General features: G+C 32.0%; 23 protein-coding genes and 1 tRNA gene. 8 read left to right on the top strand and 16 right to left on the bottom strand.

Translation table 11 applies throughout. From position 1 onward, the window contains the following. Positions 1–55 precede the first annotated feature (55 nt). Positions 56–436, top strand: a complete 381-nt coding sequence (locus tag DESAMIL20_RS04430) for an RrF2 family transcriptional regulator (RefSeq protein ID WP_086033609.1) — start codon at positions 56–58, stop codon at positions 434–436. On the opposite strand, the gene DESAMIL20_RS04425 is transcribed toward DESAMIL20_RS04430, so the two are convergent. Genes DESAMIL20_RS04425 through thiM form a run of 5 tightly spaced genes read right to left on the bottom strand, consistent with a single transcriptional unit; the run spans position 433 to position 3,522 of the window. Then, on the bottom strand, positions 433–1,290 hold the full coding sequence (locus tag DESAMIL20_RS04425; RefSeq protein WP_086033608.1) for an NAD(P)-dependent oxidoreductase: 858 nt from the start codon (positions 1,288–1,290) through the stop codon (positions 433–435). The two genes, DESAMIL20_RS04430 and DESAMIL20_RS04425, sit on opposite strands and share 4 nt — an antisense overlap. A gap of 1 nt (position 1,291) precedes the next feature. Continuing rightward, entirely contained in the window at positions 1,292–1,477 is a 186-nt protein-coding gene (locus DESAMIL20_RS04420; RefSeq protein ID WP_086033607.1) for a Trm112 family protein, read from the bottom strand. Next, positions 1,470–1,961, bottom strand: coding sequence for a DUF2726 domain-containing protein (locus DESAMIL20_RS04415; protein ID WP_086033606.1), 492 nt, complete (start codon positions 1,959–1,961; stop codon positions 1,470–1,472). The genes DESAMIL20_RS04420 and DESAMIL20_RS04415 overlap by 8 nt, the downstream gene beginning before the upstream one ends. Further along, a complete protein-coding gene (locus DESAMIL20_RS04410; RefSeq protein WP_158090519.1) occupies positions 1,958–2,731 on the bottom strand; it encodes a deoxyribonuclease IV in 774 nt (257 codons plus the stop codon). The genes DESAMIL20_RS04415 and DESAMIL20_RS04410 overlap by 4 nt, the downstream gene beginning before the upstream one ends. Next, a complete protein-coding gene (gene thiM, locus DESAMIL20_RS04405) occupies positions 2,728–3,522 on the bottom strand; it encodes a hydroxyethylthiazole kinase (protein WP_158090518.1) in 795 nt (264 codons plus the stop codon). The genes DESAMIL20_RS04410 and thiM overlap by 4 nt, the downstream gene beginning before the upstream one ends. Before the next feature lie 108 nt (positions 3,523–3,630). On the opposite strand from thiM, the gene DESAMIL20_RS04400 reads away from it, so the two are divergent. Next, positions 3,631–4,374, top strand: a complete 744-nt coding sequence (locus tag DESAMIL20_RS04400; protein WP_086033603.1) for a sulfite exporter TauE/SafE family protein — start codon at positions 3,631–3,633, stop codon at positions 4,372–4,374. Here the strand turns inward: DESAMIL20_RS04400 and DESAMIL20_RS04395 are convergent. Together DESAMIL20_RS04395 and DESAMIL20_RS04390 are read right to left on the bottom strand one after the other, a co-directional pair. After that, on the bottom strand, positions 4,371–4,745 hold the full coding sequence (locus tag DESAMIL20_RS04395; RefSeq protein ID WP_086033602.1) for a MerR family transcriptional regulator: 375 nt from the start codon (positions 4,743–4,745) through the stop codon (positions 4,371–4,373). The genes DESAMIL20_RS04400 and DESAMIL20_RS04395 overlap by 4 nt on opposite strands. 13 nt (positions 4,746–4,758) lie before the next feature. Continuing rightward, positions 4,759–5,607, bottom strand: a complete 849-nt coding sequence (locus tag DESAMIL20_RS04390) for a DnaJ C-terminal domain-containing protein (protein ID WP_086033601.1) — start codon at positions 5,605–5,607, stop codon at positions 4,759–4,761. A gap of 126 nt (positions 5,608–5,733) precedes the next feature. On the opposite strand from DESAMIL20_RS04390, the gene DESAMIL20_RS04385 reads away from it, so the two are divergent. The 3 genes from DESAMIL20_RS04385 to DESAMIL20_RS04375 all read left to right on the top strand — a co-directional run bounded on the left by DESAMIL20_RS04385 (position 5,734) and on the right by DESAMIL20_RS04375 (position 9,467). Next, positions 5,734–6,186: an Hsp20/alpha crystallin family protein gene (locus DESAMIL20_RS04385; RefSeq protein ID WP_086033600.1), complete on the top strand. Its 453-nt coding sequence runs from the start codon at positions 5,734–5,736 to the stop codon at positions 6,184–6,186. Between the two features lie 31 nt (positions 6,187–6,217). After that, on the top strand, positions 6,218–8,818 hold the full coding sequence (gene clpB, locus DESAMIL20_RS04380; RefSeq protein WP_086033599.1) for an ATP-dependent chaperone ClpB: 2,601 nt from the start codon (positions 6,218–6,220) through the stop codon (positions 8,816–8,818). Between the two features lie 73 nt (positions 8,819–8,891). After that, the gene (locus DESAMIL20_RS04375; protein ID WP_143340246.1) at positions 8,892–9,467 is read left to right on the top strand and encodes a hypothetical protein; all 576 of its coding nucleotides are present in this window, start codon (positions 8,892–8,894) and stop codon (positions 9,465–9,467) included. On the opposite strand, the gene proC is transcribed toward DESAMIL20_RS04375, so the two are convergent. Beyond that, positions 9,451–10,269 carry a pyrroline-5-carboxylate reductase gene (gene proC / locus DESAMIL20_RS04370; RefSeq protein WP_086033597.1) on the bottom strand — a complete coding sequence of 273 codons (819 nt, stop codon included), beginning with the start codon at positions 10,267–10,269 and terminating at the stop codon, positions 9,451–9,453. The genes DESAMIL20_RS04375 and proC overlap by 17 nt on opposite strands. A 59-nt stretch (positions 10,270–10,328) precedes the next feature. Between proC and tilS the strand changes: the two genes are divergently transcribed. Continuing rightward, positions 10,329–11,297, top strand: coding sequence for a tRNA lysidine(34) synthetase TilS (tilS, locus tag DESAMIL20_RS04365; RefSeq protein ID WP_158090517.1), 969 nt, complete (start codon positions 10,329–10,331; stop codon positions 11,295–11,297). Further along, positions 11,294–12,094, top strand: a complete 801-nt coding sequence (locus tag DESAMIL20_RS04360; protein ID WP_086033595.1) for a N5-glutamine methyltransferase family protein — start codon at positions 11,294–11,296, stop codon at positions 12,092–12,094. The genes tilS and DESAMIL20_RS04360 overlap by 4 nt, the downstream gene beginning before the upstream one ends. On the opposite strand, the gene DESAMIL20_RS04355 is transcribed toward DESAMIL20_RS04360, so the two are convergent. The 6 genes from DESAMIL20_RS04355 to DESAMIL20_RS04330 are packed head-to-tail and all read right to left on the bottom strand — an operon-like array spanning position 12,084 to position 17,615. Beyond that, positions 12,084–12,893, bottom strand: a complete 810-nt coding sequence (locus DESAMIL20_RS04355) for a ParB/RepB/Spo0J family partition protein (RefSeq protein ID WP_086033594.1) — start codon at positions 12,891–12,893, stop codon at positions 12,084–12,086. The genes DESAMIL20_RS04360 and DESAMIL20_RS04355 overlap by 11 nt on opposite strands. Then, positions 12,886–13,638, bottom strand: a complete 753-nt coding sequence (locus DESAMIL20_RS04350; protein ID WP_086033593.1) for a ParA family protein — start codon at positions 13,636–13,638, stop codon at positions 12,886–12,888. The genes DESAMIL20_RS04355 and DESAMIL20_RS04350 overlap by 8 nt, the downstream gene beginning before the upstream one ends. Further along, on the bottom strand, positions 13,622–14,707 hold the full coding sequence (gene murG, locus DESAMIL20_RS04345; protein ID WP_086033592.1) for an undecaprenyldiphospho-muramoylpentapeptide beta-N-acetylglucosaminyltransferase: 1,086 nt from the start codon (positions 14,705–14,707) through the stop codon (positions 13,622–13,624). The genes DESAMIL20_RS04350 and murG overlap by 17 nt, the downstream gene beginning before the upstream one ends. Further along, positions 14,695–16,200 carry an AAA family ATPase gene (locus DESAMIL20_RS04340; protein WP_086033591.1) on the bottom strand — a complete coding sequence of 502 codons (1,506 nt, stop codon included), beginning with the start codon at positions 16,198–16,200 and terminating at the stop codon, positions 14,695–14,697. Before DESAMIL20_RS04340 ends, murG begins: the two co-directional genes overlap by 13 nt. Beyond that, the gene (locus tag DESAMIL20_RS04335) at positions 16,178–17,080 is read right to left on the bottom strand and encodes an NAD(+)/NADH kinase (protein WP_086033590.1); all 903 of its coding nucleotides are present in this window, start codon (positions 17,078–17,080) and stop codon (positions 16,178–16,180) included. Before DESAMIL20_RS04335 ends, DESAMIL20_RS04340 begins: the two co-directional genes overlap by 23 nt. Then, positions 17,070–17,615 carry a macro domain-containing protein gene (locus tag DESAMIL20_RS04330; RefSeq protein ID WP_086033589.1) on the bottom strand — a complete coding sequence of 182 codons (546 nt, stop codon included), beginning with the start codon at positions 17,613–17,615 and terminating at the stop codon, positions 17,070–17,072. Before DESAMIL20_RS04330 ends, DESAMIL20_RS04335 begins: the two co-directional genes overlap by 11 nt. A gap of 85 nt (positions 17,616–17,700) precedes the next feature. Here DESAMIL20_RS04330 and DESAMIL20_RS04325 point away from each other — a divergent pair. Beyond that, positions 17,701–17,777, top strand: a tRNA-Arg gene (locus DESAMIL20_RS04325). A gap of 904 nt (positions 17,778–18,681) precedes the next feature. On the opposite strand, the gene DESAMIL20_RS04320 is transcribed toward DESAMIL20_RS04325, so the two are convergent. Both DESAMIL20_RS04320 and DESAMIL20_RS04315 read right to left on the bottom strand, forming a co-directional pair. Continuing rightward, the gene (locus tag DESAMIL20_RS04320; RefSeq protein ID WP_086033588.1) at positions 18,682–19,080 is read right to left on the bottom strand and encodes a putative toxin-antitoxin system toxin component, PIN family; all 399 of its coding nucleotides are present in this window, start codon (positions 19,078–19,080) and stop codon (positions 18,682–18,684) included. Further along, positions 19,077–19,349, bottom strand: a complete 273-nt coding sequence (locus DESAMIL20_RS04315; protein WP_158090516.1) for a type II toxin-antitoxin system Phd/YefM family antitoxin — start codon at positions 19,347–19,349, stop codon at positions 19,077–19,079. The genes DESAMIL20_RS04320 and DESAMIL20_RS04315 overlap by 4 nt, the downstream gene beginning before the upstream one ends. Positions 19,350–19,457: the final 108 nt, after the last annotated feature.

The following is a 19,457-nucleotide window of genomic DNA, read 5'->3' as shown; positions in this document are numbered from 1 at the left end:
TTAAAAAAAATCAAATTTTTATTGAAAATAAAAAAAAACATTATATAATCTAGCTATGTTTTTACCAACGAACGTTAGGTACAGTTTAAGGTTTCTAATAGAACTCAAAAAAACCAATGAGCCTATAAGTCTAAAAAAAGTTTCTCAGATAACTAAAATTAGCGAAAACTATTTAAAGCAACTGGCAGCAAAGCTTGAAAGGCACGGTATAGTAGAAGGTAAAAAAGGCCCTCATGGTGGCTATAAAATACTAAAGACAGACGTATCACTCAAAGATTTAATAGGTATTTTTACAGAAGGCATAAAACTTGCACCTTGCGTACAAGGTGACTTTGTTTGCACTCTCGTTCAAAATTGTCCCTCAACTAAAATGTGGCAAGAAGCAAACAAAGCCATAGAAAAACTGTTTGAAGATATCAAACTTGAAAATTTTTAACTATTGAGTGCTTCAAAGATTGCGCACATATCTTCTTTTGAGTAAGAAGATAAGCCTTTTTTATATATTTCGTTTACTATGGAAAGTGCTGGACAAAAAGCTTTTTTATCTTCTGCTAATTTTACGGCAAAACCCAAATCCTTTTGCATATGTTCATAGGGAAAATGAACATTATAATCGTTGTTTAAAATATTTTTACCTTTTAAATCAAACATTGAGTTAGCAAAAGCCCCTGAGTTGAGCAAATCCAAAACAACATTTAAATCTAAATTGAGTTTTTTTGCTAAATGTAAACCTTCTGCTAAAGCCTGCATAGTTATGCCCATTACTTGATTATTCACAATTTTTAGATAAGAAGCATTCGGCACAGCATCCAAATAAAAGACTCGTTTTGATAGTTTTTCAAAATATGGGTTAGCAGCTTCGTAAGCTTTTTTATCGCCTGCACAAAGTATTATCAATGCGGCATTTTGAGCAGGAATTTTACTACCAACAACCGGAGCTTCTAAAAATAACGCATTTTTTTTGTTTACCTCATTGCATAGTTTTTGAGAATAATAAGAAGAAACAGTACTAAAATTCACCACTATCTTATTGCTAGATAAGCCCTCAAGTAAACCATTATTTGAGCTAACAACATTTTCGCACGCCTCATCGTTGCTTAGCATCATAAAAATTATATCGCTATTTTGGGCTACTAATTTTGGGTTATCTAGAAATTCATAATCATCTGAAGTTAAATCTTTTACCTTTTTTCTACTGCGGTTATATATATTTAGCCTAAAACCGCTTTTTAGAAGATTATTTGCCACTGCGCTTCCCATAATCCCAAGACCAATAAAACCGAGCTTCATTTTAGACCTCCTCTTTTTTTATATTTTGATTTATTTTTTGCGCCTCTTCTTCCAACAAGATAGGTATATCATCTTTGATTGGGTATTTTGATTGGCAATTCTGGCAAATTAAAAACTCTCCTTCAAGTTTTAAATCTCCTTTGCATTTTGGACACACTATAAAATCCAGTATTTCTTTATCAAGCATAAGCTTCCTCCAAAATTTTTTTTAACTTTTCTTTAAGTTCAAGCGTGTTTTCAAACTCTTCTTCTTTTATCAATGCCCATTTTAACTTTATTTCCTTAAAGATATTGCTAAAAAACTCTAAGTTTGTTTCCTTTAAAGCTTTTTTTTCTAAAATTATAGCAAATTTCGGTTTAATCCTTATATTGTCTACAATTAAAAAATCTACGAATTTATTTTGTATCATAAAAAAAGTATTTCTATTTTTCCTGTCGACATGTATAAATTCCGGTAATCTCATTTTAGGCAGAACTTCTAAATTAAAATCTTTTGAATACAAAAGCAGCGTTTCATATACAATGCGCTCATTTTTTGATAATAAATAATCCTTCAGCGTATATTTTTTGATAGCTGGGGTTTTTATTTTTTTAAACTTCCTAATCATCCAAAGTACAAAAACAATGCTAAGCCCTATAAGCAGCACAGAAATGTAATACCATGGCTTCATAAATATTTCCTTAATATTTGGATTTCTTTCGAGCGTGTTGCGTTGGTGCCTGGGGTTTCAAGTATAAAAGAAGCGTTTTGTATTTTTGGCAAGCGTAGGAGTTTTTTTATGTTTTCAAAACCGATTAGACCCTTTCCTAACTTTTCGTGTCTATCTAGTTTTGAACCAAATGCTGCCTTGGAATCATTTAAATGCCATAATTTGATATTATCAATGTTTAATATTTTATCAATTATGTCCACATCTAAAATATAACCAGTTACAAATAAATGACAAGTATCTATACAATAAAATACGTTTTCGCCAATTTTTTCTTTTAATATTTTTAAATCTTCAAGGGTACTACCTATGCGTGTAGTGTTTTCAAGCAAAAGATTGATATTTGGATATTGTTTTAATATATGTTTTATGGTATTTGAAGCTTTTTCTAAACAATCTGAATCTTTACATGAGCCAGGATGCAAGACTAAATTGTAAATGCCCAACCTATATGCGTTTTCAAGTTCATACTCCAGTTCACTGTATGTTTTTGATGTTGGGTTTGCAGGGTTTATCAGATACGAGCAGTGTATAAAAGCATTTTGCGGATTTATATTTTGATTTTGCATATTTTTTTTAAAAGTTATAGCTGTGCTTTCATCTATTAATTTTTGGCTCCATCTGCGAGGGCTTTTTGTAAAAAATTGGAAGCAATCAAGCTTGTATGTTGTGCACAAAATAGGCAATTCGTCAATTATATGTTCGATAGATAAGTGTATTCCAAGTTTCACAATTTTTTATATCTTGCACTATTGAAGGTTTCAGGTTCAAAAATCGATAGCGCATTAAAAAATTCTACTTGAAAACTACCAAGCATATTTGTTTTCGAAGCGGCTATTTCTCCAGATATGCCCATTATTAAGCAAGCGCAAAGAGCTGCTATTAGATAATCCTTACCACATACGCCAGCTGTTGCACCCATAATTGAGCCAAGCATGCATCCAGATCCAGTAATTTTTGTTAGGGCTTCATGACCGTTTTCACACAAATAAACTTCGTTTCCATCAGATATTACATCTGTTTTGCCGGTAGTGCATACGATACAGCCAAGTTCTTTGGCTAAATTTTTTGTAATATCTGTAATGTTTTCTATAGTCTCGCAGGACTCAACGCCTTTTGTTTGCACTTTTAAACCAGATAAATTTGCAACCTCAGATGCGTTTGCCTTAAGGATATCCACTTTTGCCTCAGAAAGAATTTTATTTGCAATGTCATTTCTAAACGAGCTTGCACCAACTCCAACCGGATCAAAAATAATAGGAATACCGATTTTGTTTGCAGCTTTGGCGGCAATAATCATTGTTTCAATTGTATCTTGCGTAGGTGTGCCCATGTTGATAAGCAGCGCTGAGCTTATTTTAACTAAATCAGCTGCTTCTTGTTTTTCAAAAGACATTATTGGACTTGCCCCTATTGATAGTAACGCATTGGCACTTATATTTATAACAACAAGGTTTGTAATGTTATACACAAGCGGTTTTTTTTCTCTTATACCAACAATAATTTTGCCAAAATCTCTCACCTTTTCCTCCTTAATACCTTCAAGATACTAAAGACGATTTAAAATGTCAACTAATTTAGCAAACTCTAATACATTGACAATTATTAAATAAATAATTATAATAGTTCAGTGGATATCCTAAAGATTTTTTTAATCTTTTTAGTTGGTTTATTAACGGGCTTTTTGAATGTTATGGCCGGCGGTGGTTCTATGCTTACACTTCCTCTTTTGACATTTTTAGGCTTAAGTATAGATGTAGCAAACGGCACAAACAGGGTGTCTATTTTAATCCAAAATTTAGCTGCTACCTATAGTTTTAAGAAAAATAAAGTTCATATCTTGAAGCGCTCTTTAATTTTATCAATTCCTGCAACACTTGGAGCTATCTGTGGCACACTTGTGGTTGTCCAGATAAATGAAAGTTTGTTAAAAAAAATTGCCGCTGTATTAATCTTATTAATGGGTGCTTTTATTGTCTTAAAAAAAGATATTTGGAAAAAAAATAAAATTGCAACAAAGAAAAGCAATATTTTATCATATTTAACTTTTTTCTTTATTGGTTTTTATGGTGGTTTTTTGCAGGCTGGTGTTGGTTTTTTCTTTATTAGCGCTTTAATGTTTTTAGAGGGTTTTGATATAGTTAAGACAAATGCTGCAAAAGTTGCTATAATTGCTGTATACACCATTGTTTCTTTAATTATTTTTGCCATTCATAACCAGGTAGATTGGAAAATAGGTTTTATTTTAGCTATAGGCAGCGCCATTGGCTCAAGTTTTGGCGCACGCTACATGGTTTTAAACGAGATTGTGTGGGTAAAGTACTTGCTTTTTGCTGCAATTTTATTTGCTGCCCTAAAGATGTTTTTTTCCTAAGTCTCTATCTTAATTTCAATAATGTCAGGTTTTTTTGGTTCTTCTTTAACAACGGGTAAGGTAGAATTTTCTTTTACACTTAGTCCTGGAATTTGCTTGTATAGTTCTTCAATAAGTTTTTCTAGGTCTCTAATTTGATTTTTGAGTCTCATAATGATATCTACGCCAGCTAGATTAACGCCCAAAGTTTTTGTCATTTCTTTTATAAATCTCACATCTTCTATATCTTCATCGGTAAAAAACCTTATGTTGCCTTTTGTTCGCTTAGGTTTAATGATCCCGCTTTTTTCGTATTCCCTTAAGGTCTGTGGGTGAATATCAACGATTTTGCAAAACATACTAATACTATAGACATCTTTTCTGAATCTCATGGGTTTCTCCTTTCTATAATGCTTTGTTTAAGACTTCTTCTTGCTCTTTTGTTAAATTTTGTGGTATTTTTACAATTACTTTGGTGTACAATGCATCATTTTTTAAGCCTTTATTTGGGATTTTAAATATTGTGCCCGTTTGAGTCCCCTTTGGTATTTTTATGGTTATATTGCCTTTAGGTGTTTTAACATCGATACTGCCACCCAGTAGAGCAGTTTTAAGCGGTATATCAATATCTGTGTAGAGCCTACCATCTTTTATGTAAAAGTTTGGGTCTGGTTTGACGTTAACTGTCAAATGTAAATCGCCTCTCCCTGTGCGTGTTTTTTTGCCCTTGCCTTTTACTTTTAACTTTGTGCCATCTACTATGCCTTCTGGAATCTTAACTTTGATTTGCTCATTATCAATATTTAAAGTTACAATGTCTCCTTTTAGCGCCTGGTTAAAATCCAATACTACACTATATGTGGCATCACCATCTTCTTTTTCAAAATCATTAAAGAAAGAAGACCCTCTAAAATCAAAACCACTGGAGCTTTTAGATTTTTTTCTAAATAAATTATTAAAAATATCACCAATATCAAAGTCTGTATTAGAATAATTGTAGTAATTGCGGAAGTTACCCTGATCTTGATTACTTGAATCAAAACCACTAAACCCAAATTGATCGTACTGAGCTTTTTTTTCTTTATCGGAAAGAATAGAGTAAGCTTCGTTGATTTCTTTAAATTTTTTTTCTGCTTCTTTGTTATTTGGATTTAGGTCTGGGTGGTATTTTCTAGCCAATTTTCTAAAAGCTTTTTTTATTTCTTCATCTGTTGCATTTTTGTTTACACCTAAGATCTCGTAAGGATCTCTCATTTTTACCTCCTTTTGCAGTTAATATAGTATTTAATAAATAAATGTCAAGTATAGGCTTTTATACTTGACAATCTTTTATTAGGGATTATATTTCAAAATGAAAAACTAAAGAATTGGAGGTGTGTTATGTTTAAGCCATTAGAACCTTTTAAGGAGTTAACAACTTTGCAAGAAAGGATTAACAAAATGTTTGAAGATGTATTACCATCGTTTAACCTTCAGGACTCAAAATGGTTACCAGCCGTTGATATCTATGAAACAGATGGCAACATTCAGATTGAAGTAGAAGTACCCGGGATGAATGAAAAAGATTGTAAGGTTAAAATTGAGGACAATACTCTAACGATTTCTGGCGAGCGAAAATTTGAAAAGAAAGAGTCAAAAGACAATTATTACAGGATTGAACGCAATTATGGTAGCTTTATTAGAAGTTTCTTTTTGCCAGACAATATTGATAAAGAGCAAATTAAAGCCAAATACGAAAATGGCATATTAAAAGTAGAGTTACCTAAGAAATCAGAAGCAAAACCAAAAGAAATAGAAATTGCTGTACAAAAGCAAAATAAAGAGGGGTTATAAAGGCCCCTCTTTTATTAAAGAGGTGTAATCTATGGATATAAATAAATTAACGATAAAAGCACAAGAAGCGTTGCAGAGTGCAAAAACAATAGCAAGCTCTTACAATAATCAATTTGTAAGTTCTCTCCATTTACTAAAAGCCATAATAAACGATAAAGATGGTATAACCACTACAATTTTTAAAAAAATCGGTATCAATATTAATCAATTAGATATAGAGCTAGAAAAAGGTATTGAAAAAATTCCAAAGGTAAGCAATATCCAAGATAACCAGATATATATTACTTCAGAGCTAAACGATGTATTCAAAAGAAGTGAAGAAGAAGCCAATAATCTAAAAGATGAATATATTAGTGTAGAGCATTTTCTATTAGCTCTAACTGAAAGGTGCGATGCTGCGGTTGTTCTATCTGTGGTTGGCGTTACAAAAGACAAGATTTTTAAAAGTTTAGTAGATATAAGAGGTAGCGTAAGAGTTACGGATCAAAACCCTGAGGAAAAATACGAAGCTTTAAAAAAATACGGTAAAGATATAACAGAACTTGCAAGGGCTAATAAACTTGATCCGGTTATTGGCAGAGACGAAGAAATTAGACGCACTATTCAGATTTTGTCTAGGCGCACAAAAAATAACCCTGTTTTAATAGGTGATCCTGGTGTGGGAAAAACTGCCATTATAGAAGGATTGGCTCAAAGGATTACAAAGGGTGATGTACCAGAAAGTCTTAAAAATAAATTGCTAATAGCACTGGATTTGGGCGCGTTAGTTGCTGGCGCTAAATATCGAGGTGAGTTTGAGGATAGATTAAAGGCAGTCTTAAATGAAATTAAACGCGCCGAAGGCAATATTATTTTATTTATAGATGAGCTTCATACAATTATAGGTGCTGGCGCAAGCGAAGGCAGTCTAGATGCATCAAACATGTTAAAGCCTATGCTAGCGCGTGGCGATCTAAGATGCATAGGTGCAACCACACTTAAAGAGTATAGAAAATATATAGAAAAGGATGCAGCACTTCAAAGGCGTTTTCAGCCAGTTTTTGTAGCAGAACCAAGCGTTGAAGGAACTATATCAATTCTAAGAGGATTAAAAGAAAAATACGAAATACACCATGGCGTTAAGATCAAAGATTCTGCAATAATAGCAGCAGCAGTACTATCCAGCAGGTATATAACAGACAGATTTCTTCCAGACAAGGCGATTGATTTAATAGATGAAGCGGCGGCAAGCTTAAAAATACAATTAGAAAGCACATTTGAACCTATTGACAATTTAAGTAGAAAAATTACTCAACTTGAGATAGAAAAAGAAGCTCTAAAGCGAGAAAGAGACGAAGAATCCAAAAAAAGGCTTGAGGTTATAGAAAACGAATTAGCTAAACTCAAAGAGCAACTAAATACGTTAAATGCAAAATGGCAATTCGAGAAAAATCTCATAAAAGAAATACAAACTATTCAAGAAAAGATTGATAAGACAAAATCTCAAATTGAATTAGCAGAAAGAAGTGGAGATTTTGAAAAGGCAAGTATCCTAAAATACGGTGAGCTACCTAAGTTAGCCAAAGAATTGGAAGAAAAGAACAAACAACTAAACGGCCTTGATGAACGCCTTCTGACACAAGAAGTAACAGAAGAGGAAATTGCAAATATAATTTCTCGCTGGACAGGTATACCTATGCAAAAGATGCTTGAAGGCGAAAAAGAAAAACTCATTAAAATGGAAGAAAATTTACAAAAACGCGTTGTTGGGCAGGATCAAGCCGTAGCGGCAGTAAGTGATGCGGTAAGAAGATCAAAACTAGGCTTATCGGACCCAAACAGACCTATTGCTTCGTTTTTGTTTTTAGGTCCAACAGGAGTGGGAAAAACAGAATTATCCAAAGCGTTAGCTGAATTTTTATTTGATGATGAACGTGCCTTAATTAGAATAGATATGAGTGAGTATATGGAAAAATTTTCCGTTTCTAGGCTTATTGGCGCTCCTCCTGGCTATGTAGGCTACGAAGAAGGCGGTCAGTTAACCGAGGTGGTAAGAAAAAAGCCATATTCTGTTATACTGCTTGATGAGATAGAAAAAGCTCATCCAGATGTATTTAATATATTACTGCAGGTATTGGACGATGGAAGGCTTACTGATTCAAAAGGTGTGACTGTTGATTTTAGAAACACTATTATTATTATGACATCTAATTTAGGTAGTCAATACTTGATAAATCTAAGGCAAGACACAAATCTGCAAGAATTTAAGAAAGACTTTGAAAAAGTTAAAGAAAATATAAACGCAGAGTTGAGAAAATTTTTTAAAATCGAGTTTTTAAACAGGATTGATGAGATTATAATATTTAATCCTTTGAGCATCAATGAGATAAAGGAAATTGTAAAACTCTTGCTTGAAAAAACACGAAACAAGCTTGCCCAAAAAGGTTTCAAAATAAATTTTTCAGATTCCTTATTAGAAAAGATATCACAAGAAGGTTTTGATCAGATTTATGGTGCAAGACCACTTAGACGCTTTATTCAAAACAAGATAGAAAATATCATCGCCAAAAAAATTCTAAATAGCGAAATTACAAAAGACTATTCTTATCTTGTTGATGTCTCGAATGACGAAATAATATTTCTAAAGCAGTAATTTAAGCGGCTAAATTAACCTTTAGCCGCTTCTTTGTATTGATTTTTTAGATAAGGTGCAATAAATTTAAAGTATGAGGTTTTTTTTAATTTTAATATGTGTGTTGTGCATAGTTGGCAGCGCATATGCTGGCAGCGTATACGATTACTCAAGTTTAAATTTATTACCAGAAGAATCACTTTTTGGCTATACATCAAAGCCAACAAACCTTAATTTAGGAAAAATAGAGGCAAATAGCAATACTTTTGTAGGTTTTGGGATTGGTGCAAATATAGATAAATGGAGTTTGTGTTCTGGTGAATATTCTCTTAATTCTAGTTGTGTTGATTCTAATTTTAACCAGCCAATAACACAAACACTCATTGGCCCACAAATAAATTTTGAAAGCAAATCAAATGAAGGCGGTTTTGAGTCAAGTATAAGCTATACTTCTTCAAAGACTCTACCAGTTAATATATCACAATCCCCAGCAAACATAAATAGATTAAAATTAGATTCTAGTGTGAATTTTAATTTATCGAATAACGCTCAATTGAAGTTTATTGGTGAGTATAAACACAACGATATCGAAAAAAACCCAAATAGCATTATAAATAATATCCCAAAAGACGAAGTTGGTGTGGGACTAAAGCTTAATATTGGTTTTTAGATTCGCCTAATTCTTTTGAGCGTTTTGTCGCAGCTGATATTGCATCCATAAAAATGCCCCGAAGACCAGCGCGTTCCATAACATTTAAACCATAAATTGTTGATCCGCCAGGTGAGGTAACTAAATCTTTTAACTCTGCTGGGTGTGTTTTAAGTTTTAGCACTAATTCAGCTGCGCCTTTTAATACTTGAGCGGAAAGCTTTATCGCATCTTTTCTTTTTAATCCCATTTTAACACCACCATCTGCCATTGCTTCAATTATCTCAAAAGCATATGCTGGCCCGCTACCTGAAAGTCCCGTTATTGCATCCATTAAACCTTCTGTTTCCAATACAACAGTTTTACCAATTAAACTCATTATTGCTATAACTATCTCTTCTTCCTCTTTTGTTATATAATCATTACAATATATCGCTGTGATCGACTCTCTTACTAAAGCTGCTATGTTTGGCATTGTCCTTGCAATTTTTGCATCCTGTCGCAAAAATCCTGCGATATCTTGCGTTTTGATGCCAGCAGCTATGGATATTATGAGTTTTTTATCGTCAACTGCTTCTTTAATATCTGACAAACAATCAAAGATATCCGCAGGTTTTACCGCTATAATAATAATCTCAGCACGGCTTGCTAACTCAAAGTTATTAAATATACCTATATCGTACTCTTCTCTGATAACATCGCCTTTGTGTTTGTCTGCTGCAAAAATATTTTCCTTTGGTATGCCCATACTTATAAGGCCACTTAAAAAAGCACTACCCATATTGCCAACACCTATAAAACCAATTTTTTTATCTTTAAGCATCTTTTGACCCTCCTTTTTAAAATATACCAAAAAATTTAAAATTTGTGTATAATTTTTTTGTGAGTAAGCTATTTGATGAAATTTTAGACTTTGCTTTAGCAAAAAAACTATTTTACAAAAATCAAAAGATCGGTATAGCTATTTCTGGAGGTAGTGACTCGGTATTATTGTTTTATTTTTTTGAACATATAAAAAAAGCGTTTGATTTAGATTTACTACTTTTGCATTTTAATCACAAGATAAGACTGGATTCAGATGCAGATGAACATTTTGTTGAATCTTTGGCAAAATATTATAGTGTAGAATTGTATAAAGAGAACAAAGATGTGTTAAAAATCTCTCAAGATAACAAAAAAGGACTTGAAGAGCAAGCAAGGATTTTGAGGTATGATTTTTTCAAAAGATGCAAGGAAAATTTCAACTTAGATAAAATTGCTGTTGCCCATACCAAAAATGACCTTGTTGAAACTTTTCTTATTAATTTGATTAGGGGTTCTTCTTTAGATGGTCTATCTTCGCTAAAGCCAAGTAGGGATTTCTACATTAGACCTATGTTAATAATAGAAAAATCTCAGATATTGAATTTTTTAAATGAAAATAATTTACAATACAGGACAGATACGACCAATTTTGATACTAAATACAAAAGGAACAAGGTTAGACTAGAGCTAATTGAAACACTTAAAACCTACAACCCAAATATAATCTCTACTTTATATAAAGAAATTGAGATGCTAAGCGATGATGCAGCGCTTTTAAATAATCTTACTTATGAAAATTTTGTAGAATCCACAGTGTGTTTTGCAAGTAAAGCAATTATCAACCTTAAGATCCTCTCAAGCGATTATGCAATTAAGTCACGTGTTTTAAAATTGGCTGTTAAAAAAATTACCAATTCTTACTATTCATTAAGCTTTATTAATATTAATCGTCTAATAAATACTATTGAAAATGGCAAAACCCTGGTATTAAGAAAACTCATAAAAGCTACAAAAAAAGAAAATTTTTTAATTATTGAAAAAATATGAAACTTAGAAAGGCAATGCAAGCAATTAGCAGCATACTAAGAAAGCACAACGTAGGAAATTTTTTGTTAGAAAGTACCATAATAGCTGCCTATACGCTTAAAAAAGACGACTTATTTGTGTTATCAAACCCAGATTTAGAAATAAATCAGACTTTTTTTTATAATATGCTCAAATATGCAAGACGAAGAGTTTATGGAGAACCCCTCGCCTACATAACACACAAAAAAGAATTTATGGGCTTAGAATTTTATGTCAATAAAAATGTTTTAATCCCAAGACCAGATACAGAAAACTTAGCAGAAGAAGCTATTTATTATATTCGCAATTATAGTCTAAAAAATATTTTAGATTTAGGTACAGGCTCTGGCGCAATTGCAATTTCTATAGAACACTTTACGCACGCTACAGTAATCGCTTCTGATATTTCATATAAGGCTTTAAAAGTGGCAAACATAAACAAGAAATTACTAAAATCAAACATTTATTTAGTTAATGGTAATCTTTTGTCTGCATTCAAAAGCAATTTTGATATAATTGTATCAAACCCACCATATATATTGCCAAGCGAGTTTAATAGCCTATCAAAAGAGGTCAAAAACGAGCCAAAAATAGCGCTTTTGTGTGATCAAAATTATTTTCTAATACAAAACATTATCAACCAATCAAAAAATATTGCCAAGTTTTTATTGATGGAAATTGCACCTAACATGAGCTTTTTTTTAGAGCAAATCAGTGAACTTGTTTGCATTAAGCAAGACTATTCAGGTTTTGATAGAATAGCCATTTTTAGGTTTTAGAAAACTTAGCCAATAAATTTTCCAATTCATCTTTTGACTTAAAAGTAATCTCAATTTTGCCTTTTTTGCCAGTAAACTTTATTTTGATTGGAGCTTCTAGAAACTCTTTGAGTGTTTTTTCATATTGGCTAAAATCAAGTTGAGCTTTTTTTTCTCTAACTTTTGCTTCAGTATCGCGAACATTGAGTTTTTTCTCTACTATGAGGTTTGCTAACTCAATCTGAAATGATTCGTTATCTAGGGATAAAAGCGCCCTTGCGTGTCCTGCTGTAATTTTATTTGTCTTGATGAGTTCTATGATTTGTTTTGGGAGATTTAAAAGCCTTAGTGTGTTTGCTATTGTTGCACGGTTTTTACCCAATTTTTCGGCTAGATCTTCTTGGGTGTAGCTAAAGTTTTCGATAAGTTTTTTGTATGCTAGTGCTTCATCGAGCGGATTTAAATCTTCTCTTTGTATATTTTCTATAAGTGCAATTTGCGCTGCCTCTTCGTCTGAAAAATTTTTAATGATTGCAGGTATTGTTTGAAGGTCAGCTAATTTTGAAGCCCTAAGCCTGCGCTCACCTGCAATAAGCTCGAAAAAATCGCCTTTTTTTCTAATTATTATAGGCTGTATAACGCCTTTTTCTTTTATTGAGTCTGCAAGCTCATGTAGAGTTTCATCGTTTTGAAAGTTCCTTGGCTGATATGGGCTAGGCTTTATATCATCTATTAAAACATTTTCAATATTTTCACTATCTTCTGAAAAATCGTTAAATATTGCAGATAAACCTTTGCCTAAAGCTTTTTTCTCAGCCACTCTTTAAAACCTCTTTGGCAAGTGCCAAATAATTTACGCTGCCAGCTGATTTTATATCGTATGTTATAACAGGCTTTCCAAAACTAGGTGCTTCGGCTAGTTTTATATTTCTGGGTATAAGCGTTTTAAACATGTATTTAAAGAAATGCTGTTTTATTTCATTTTCAACCTGTCTGGAAAGATTATTGCGTTTATCATGCATGGTTAAAAGAATTCCTTCAATCTTAAGATTTGAGTTAAATGTTTTTTTTGCTAGATTTATAGTGTTTATTAGCTGTGCTAAACCTTCAAGCGCAAAATACTCGCATTGCACGGGAATAAGCACAGAATTAGACGCTACAAGTGCATTTATAGTAAAAAGACTAAGCGATGGTGGACAATCAATAAGTATATAATCAAACTGCTCCTGAATGGGATCAATTAGTTTTTTTAAAATAAATTCTTTGCCTTCTTTGTCTTTGAGCTCGCTTTCTATGGCAATTGATGAAATATTAGAAGGCACTAAATAAAGGTTTTTTACAGATGTATACTGGATGAGGGATTTTAGCGTTTTTTTACCAATGAGGGCTTGATAAATAGAGTCTGTTTTTAATACACCAAGGCCACTTGTTGCATTTGCCTGCGGATCCATATCAATAATTAAAACTTTCTTTGAAAATACTGCTAAAGCTGTGCCTAAGTTTATGGCTGTTGTAGTTTTGCCCACGCCACCTTTTTGATTTGTTATACTAATTACTTTTACCATCTTTAACCAACTCTTTTTCGATAATATTTAGCATTCTATTGCAAACTTCTTTTTTGCACAGACCAAAAGCTGCATTAGACATCTTTACCAACTCATCCACTTTTATATAGTATACAAAATTTTTTAGACAATATCCATTAAAATCTTTATCCAAAATTAATTTAGCAGCATTGGGTTTTTCAAAATATTGTGCGTTAGCATACTGGTGGTTATAAATGGCGTATGGGTATGGTACTAATATTGATGGCAACCCATAGCATGCAATCTCAGATAGTGTGCTTGAGCCTGCCCTTGAAACAATAATGTCAATATTTCGGTAAAAATTTTCCATATCGTATATGAAGTCATAAATTTTGGCTTTTATATTGTATTTTTGGTATATTTGAAGCGCTTTTTTGTAATCATCAATGCCTGTTTGGTGAATGATTTCAATTTTTGATTTTAAATCATCATCTATAATTTGGGCAAACTCAAATAATGCGTTGTTTATAGTTTTTGCGCCACGGCTGCCACCAACTACACCAATACGCAAAAAATCATTTAAAAAGTTTCTTTCGTTTGGGAATTTTCTTGTTCTAATAGGGTTTCCTACCCAGTATACATGATTTTTTCTAAAGAATTGCTTTGTTGAGTCAAAATTTACAAAAACGATATGGCAAAACTTAGCTAAGATTTTGTTTGCAAGGCCTGGAATAGAATTTTGCTCAACTATAATCCTTTTTTTGCGAGCCAAAACAGCGCTTAGTAAAACAGGTATGCTCGTGTAACCCCCAAAACCTATTACAAAGGTTGGCGTATATTTTAACGTATAAAATAAACATTTTAGACTAGCACTAAATAAATACACTATACTTCTTATTTTGTCTAAAAAATTTTTACCTGCAAAACCCTTTGTTTTAAGCAGCTTATACTCAATACCCAGGTTGTGAGCCAATTTTTTTTCTATCCCAAACTCGCTACCTATAAAAATAGGTTCATATCCATGGTTTTTTAAATAATTAACAAAGCTTTCAGCAGCAAAATAATGACCGCCCGTACCTCCGCCTGTTACAAAAACTACATTTGACATAAATAGGTTACCGTATTGGAGTTTTCAAAGGTTTTTTCTATCGTAAATATTTTATCTGCCGCATTTTGTACTTCTAAAGAATGTGTAATGCAAATAAGCTGGTTTTGTAAAGAGAGATTTTTGAGTTTAGAGACAATAGACGTAAGTGTTTTTCCACCTGTGCCCTCTTCTATCTCGTCAAAGATAATTGTATTTTGGCTTAATTGTCCAATATACTCAAAAAGTGCCAAAATAAATCTAGATTTTTCTCCTCCAGATGCAATCTTTGACAATTCTTTTTTAGGCAAATCCTTATTGGCAGAAAAAAACAGAGTTATTTTGTCTTGTCCGTTTTCGCTACACTCCACTTTCTCAAAAACTATATCAAAATCAGCTGATTCAAGCATTAAATCAGACATACTTTGCATAACGCCATCAATTAAGCGATCCGCCTGTTTTTTTCTTTGACTTGTTAGTTGGAAAGCTGCTTGTTCTAATTTATCTTTTAGAGTTTGCAGTTTGTCTTGCTCTTCTAACAATTGCTCTTGCATTGAGTTTTTCTTGCCAATTAATTGAGATAATTTTTGTTTTTCATCTAATATTTCATTTATGGTTTTTCCAAATTTTCTCTGCAAGTTTTCAAGTTCAAAGAGCCTTCTTTCAATATTATCTATAGAAACTTCATCATCTTTACTGTACTCAAATAATGGTTTTAGCGTATTTAGTTCGTCTAAAATTTTGTTTAAAGAATTGCTAATATTTTGCATTTTTAGCGAAGCGTCGGATTCAATATTGTTTATTTTTTTAAATGATGCAATAATGGTATCGTAAAGATTATTTTTGCCTTCATAAAAAAGTGCGTTTAATTGCTGTATAAAATCTTTTAGCGCCAAATCTTGTTTAATTTGTTTTCTTTTGTTAATCAGCTCGTCGTATTCATCCTTTTGCGGATCTGTTTTATCTATAAGTTCAATTAAGATTTCAGTGTGAGCGTTATCGATAGATTTGATTTTAGATTTAAGCTCATTAATTGTTTTTTTTGCTTCATTAAAATTAGTAAATGCCATTTTGTAATTTTCAATTATATTTGGATCGATAAATAAATCTAAAACCTCAAGAAATCTATCTTTTTCAAATAGTTCAAAGCGATAATCCTGTGAAACGATATTTACAATATCATTTTTTATATTTTGAGCAATTTTATTGCTTAATTGTATATCATTTAGAAAAAGCTGAGATTTGTTTTTTTTTAAAATTTTTACTATCGTAAAGTTGCGTTGGGAAAAATTATACTTTGATAAATTCGAATCAAAATCAATGCTTATTTTACAGGAGTCGCCAAAGTTTCCTACCATTTGCGTGTCGTTTTTAATTGAGAAAACCTCGCTTATTGCCTTTAAGATAAGCGATTTACCTGCACCAGACTCACCCACTATCGTGTTAAAGTGCTTATCAAAATTAATTTCTAAGTTTTTTATGGTTAAAAAATTTTTAATCTTTATATTTTTTATCATAGTTTAAAGCGGTGACTTTTCGCTCTTCCCACCCCAGTTTTACTCTTAATATATCGAAATAATTTTTATTTTTATCTGTGATAAGTTTTATCTTTCGACTAGATTTGTTTAGTGTGATTTTATCACCTTTGTTTAATCTAAAGCCCATTTGACCATCAAGCGTCAAAAAAACCCTATCTATGTCTTCATGCAGCTGTAAATGTATAGTTACATTATCGGGTAACACAATGGGCCTATTTGAGAGCGTATGCGGTGCAATTGGTGTTAATATAAATGAATCTAGCTCAGGATAAACAATGGGTCCACCGGCTGCTAAATTATACGCAGTGGAGCCAGATGGTGTAGCAACTATTAGTCCATCGGCAAAAAAAGTTGACACGAATTGTTTTTTTGAGTTGTACTCAATATATGTGTCAATGCCAATAATTTTTGCAAGCGCGCCTTTATTTATTACAACATCGTTGAATACGCTGTAGTTTTGCTGATTGTTTGAATTTGGCTCAAAATTTACATTTATAATCATTCTTTCTTCTATTGCAAAATCGTTATTAAAAATTTTGTCTAGATTGTAAAACATCGTCTCAATAGAAATCTCAGTCAAAAAACCAACTTTCCCCAGATTAACGCCAACTATTGGTATATCGTAGTGTGATTTTAATACAACGCGTGTTGCACTTAAAAAGGTACCATCGCCACCCAAAACCACTATCAGGTCAAGAGGCTCTTGTAAGGTTGGAATATTGTTATCTAGACTTTCCACATCTTGCTCAAAAATAACTTCAGCGCCTTTTTTTGCAAAAAAACTTTTTGTTTCATTAACTAGTATATCTAAGTTTTCTACATTAGACTTTTTTACTACACCAATTTTTTTAATCGACATTTAAAACCTTTAAATACGAAGCAAACAAATTGCTTGTGTATTCGTCAATATTTGTAAAATGAATTTCTTTGGGTAAATCATGCACCTTTATGAACTCAATTACAGAATTTACAATAATTTTTACCCCTAGTTCTTTTGGAAACCCAAAGATACCAGTAGATACAGAAGGCAATGCTATGGAGTTTAGCCTATATTTTTGAGCCAGATCTAAAGCACTAATAACTGCGTTTTTTAACAACTTTTCTTCTTTATTTTTTCCATCTTGCCAAACAGGGCCAACTGTATGTATAACATACTTTGCCTTTAGTTTACCACCTGTTGTAATTGCCGAGTGACCTGTTTCTACGTAGCCAATTTTATCACTTTCTTGCTGAATGATTAAGCCACCTTTAGATACAATAGCGTAAGCAACACCACCACCGTGTTTTAGATAATTGTTTGCTGGATTTACTATAGCATCTGTGGCTTCTTGTATTATGTCGCCAAGTATAACCTTGATAATTTTGTTTTTTAGGCTTATTGTATAAAGCTCCATCTTCAGTCTCCTTTTGTTTAATTATACAGTTTTTTTTGACAAATTCAAATGCGTTTGTTAGAATTTGAAAGTTTTAGAGCATTATGCGCCTGTAGCTCAACGGATCAGAGCAACGGACTTCGGATCCGTCGGTTGGGGGTTCGAATCCCTCCAGGCGCACCAACCTATTAAGAAACGCCCTACCTTAAAGCAAAACAAAACCTTATCAAAATAGGCTTGGCAAGCATTTTTATATGTCCTAATATACCTCTCATGGACCTTTCATTTTGTTTTTATTTGTTTCTATTTTGCTTAAATTTGCTCTATTTATATAAAAATTCGCACCACAAAAATAAGCAAAAAATCTTTAGGAAATAGGATTTTTAGAAATTATTTTTTTAAAAATCTATGGGGTGATTTATGATTTACTTGTACAAACTAATTTTCAATGCAAAAAAAACAAAATAAAACCTACACACAAGAAGATATTATAAAAATACTACAAAAATACTACAAAAATACAAGGACCCACATATTAAAGATACAAAAAAACTAATAGAATTAATAGACAAAATCAGAAACAGGGTTCATCGCAATTTCACCTATAAAAAAAGCAAAGAAATAAAACAACAGGAGGCTTTAAGAAAAGCAAGCCAAGATGCTCTTACATAAAAACAGTAATTTTGGGTTTGTCAACTTTTTTGTGTAAACCTGCTTTTTTTAACAATATTTTTTAAAAACCCCCAACAAATATTTTTTCATTTTACAAACCTTGGAGGTTTACACAAAGAATATTATACTCCCAAGCTTTCCCCCCCATTCGCTCATCTTTTTAGAAAACCATTTGCTATTCTTGCTTTTTCTTTAATGTCTTTCAATGTTAACAAACATCTATATCAAATATACAAAGTTTAGTGGCCCACCCTATTTGATTTATTTTTGGAAAGCACGTGTATGTATTAATTACAGCGTGTCCAAGAATGTTTATATGAATATAGTTTACATGGATATATAGAAATTGTAGTAGCCTTTTTCAGCTCTCTGTTTTGTGTTTATTATATATATGGTTAACTTTTATATTGACAGCTTAAAATAGTTCTTTCCATGCCTCTTTGGGTGTAAGGACTTTTATTATATTTAGTGCTTTTTGAAAATGTTTTATATTTCCTATAATGAGTGCATCAGCCCCTGAACTTTTTGCCACTTCAACAAATTTTAAATCAGACACATCGGGCATATTTATGTTTAGCTTTATAGCTGTAACGAATAAAGCTGTTTCTTTAACAAAATTTAAAAATATCGATACGTCTTTATCATCAAAATTAAATTTTGGTCTCATCAAAACAGTAGCATACTCAAGATATATTCTATCGTCTAATGCCAACGTAAAACGACCATCTAAAAAATAATCCAAAATACGCCACGGGTAATTATTTTGAGAAATAAAACCAGATATAAAAACATTGGTATCAATAACGAGTATCACTGGTTCATTCTTATTTTTCTAATTTCTTCATCAACATCATTTTCTGTTATATTATTCTTGACAGCTTTCTCTCTCATTTTTCTTACAGCATTTTTAGCTTTCATTTTTTTAATCATAGACATTACTTGCTCTAAATCATCTTCGGTTGTAGGAATCATTATAGAAGCTGGTTTGCCATTTAATGTAATAACAATTTCGCCTTCATCTTTTAATATTTTAAGAATATCGGCTGTTCTCAACCTCAATTCTCTTGAAGGAATAAACTTCATATCTTCCTCCTGTTTATCATTTGTTACCATATATATTACATTATATCTTAAAAATGTCAAGGATAGCTTGAAATCAAACGAACAATATACATTTAACATTTTAAATCA

This window comes from Desulfurella amilsii, assembly GCF_002119425.1.
In the GTDB taxonomy this organism is placed as follows: Bacteria; Campylobacterota_A; Desulfurellia; order Desulfurellales; family Desulfurellaceae; genus Desulfurella; species Desulfurella amilsii.
Note: the sequence above shows the minus strand (reverse complement) of the source record. Positions and strands in the feature narration are given on the sequence as shown.

Coding starts and splice junctions, on each gene's coding strand:
- DESAMIL20_RS04430 (WP_086033609.1), top strand. CDS start 56: ATGTTTTTACCAACGAACGTTAGGTACAGTTTAAGGTTTCTAATAGAA.
- DESAMIL20_RS04395 (WP_086033602.1), bottom strand. CDS start 4,745: ATGAGATTCAGAAAAGATGTCTATAGTATTAGTATGTTTTGCAAAATC.
- DESAMIL20_RS04315 (WP_158090516.1), bottom strand. CDS start 19,349: ATGAAGTTTATTCCTTCAAGAGAATTGAGGTTGAGAACAGCCGATATT.
- clpB (WP_086033599.1), top strand. CDS start 6,218: ATGGATATAAATAAATTAACGATAAAAGCACAAGAAGCGTTGCAGAGT.
- DESAMIL20_RS04375 (WP_143340246.1), top strand. CDS start 8,892: ATGAGGTTTTTTTTAATTTTAATATGTGTGTTGTGCATAGTTGGCAGC.
- proC (WP_086033597.1), bottom strand. CDS start 10,269: ATGCTTAAAGATAAAAAAATTGGTTTTATAGGTGTTGGCAATATGGGT.
- DESAMIL20_RS04390 (WP_086033601.1), bottom strand. CDS start 5,607: ATGAGAGATCCTTACGAGATCTTAGGTGTAAACAAAAATGCAACAGAT.
- DESAMIL20_RS04335 (WP_086033590.1), bottom strand. CDS start 17,080: ATGTCGATTAAAAAAATTGGTGTAGTAAAAAAGTCTAATGTAGAAAAC.
- DESAMIL20_RS04340 (WP_086033591.1), bottom strand. CDS start 16,200: ATGATAAAAAATATAAAGATTAAAAATTTTTTAACCATAAAAAACTTA.
- DESAMIL20_RS04350 (WP_086033593.1), bottom strand. CDS start 13,638: ATGGTAAAAGTAATTAGTATAACAAATCAAAAAGGTGGCGTGGGCAAA.
- murG (WP_086033592.1), bottom strand. CDS start 14,707: ATGTCAAATGTAGTTTTTGTAACAGGCGGAGGTACGGGCGGTCATTAT.
- DESAMIL20_RS04385 (WP_086033600.1), top strand. CDS start 5,734: ATGTTTAAGCCATTAGAACCTTTTAAGGAGTTAACAACTTTGCAAGAA.
- DESAMIL20_RS04415 (WP_086033606.1), bottom strand. CDS start 1,961: ATGAAGCCATGGTATTACATTTCTGTGCTGCTTATAGGGCTTAGCATT.
- DESAMIL20_RS04330 (WP_086033589.1), bottom strand. CDS start 17,615: ATGGAGCTTTATACAATAAGCCTAAAAAACAAAATTATCAAGGTTATA.
- DESAMIL20_RS04360 (WP_086033595.1), top strand. CDS start 11,294: ATGAAACTTAGAAAGGCAATGCAAGCAATTAGCAGCATACTAAGAAAG.
- DESAMIL20_RS04425 (WP_086033608.1), bottom strand. CDS start 1,290: ATGAAGCTCGGTTTTATTGGTCTTGGGATTATGGGAAGCGCAGTGGCA.
- DESAMIL20_RS04420 (WP_086033607.1), bottom strand. CDS start 1,477: ATGCTTGATAAAGAAATACTGGATTTTATAGTGTGTCCAAAATGCAAA.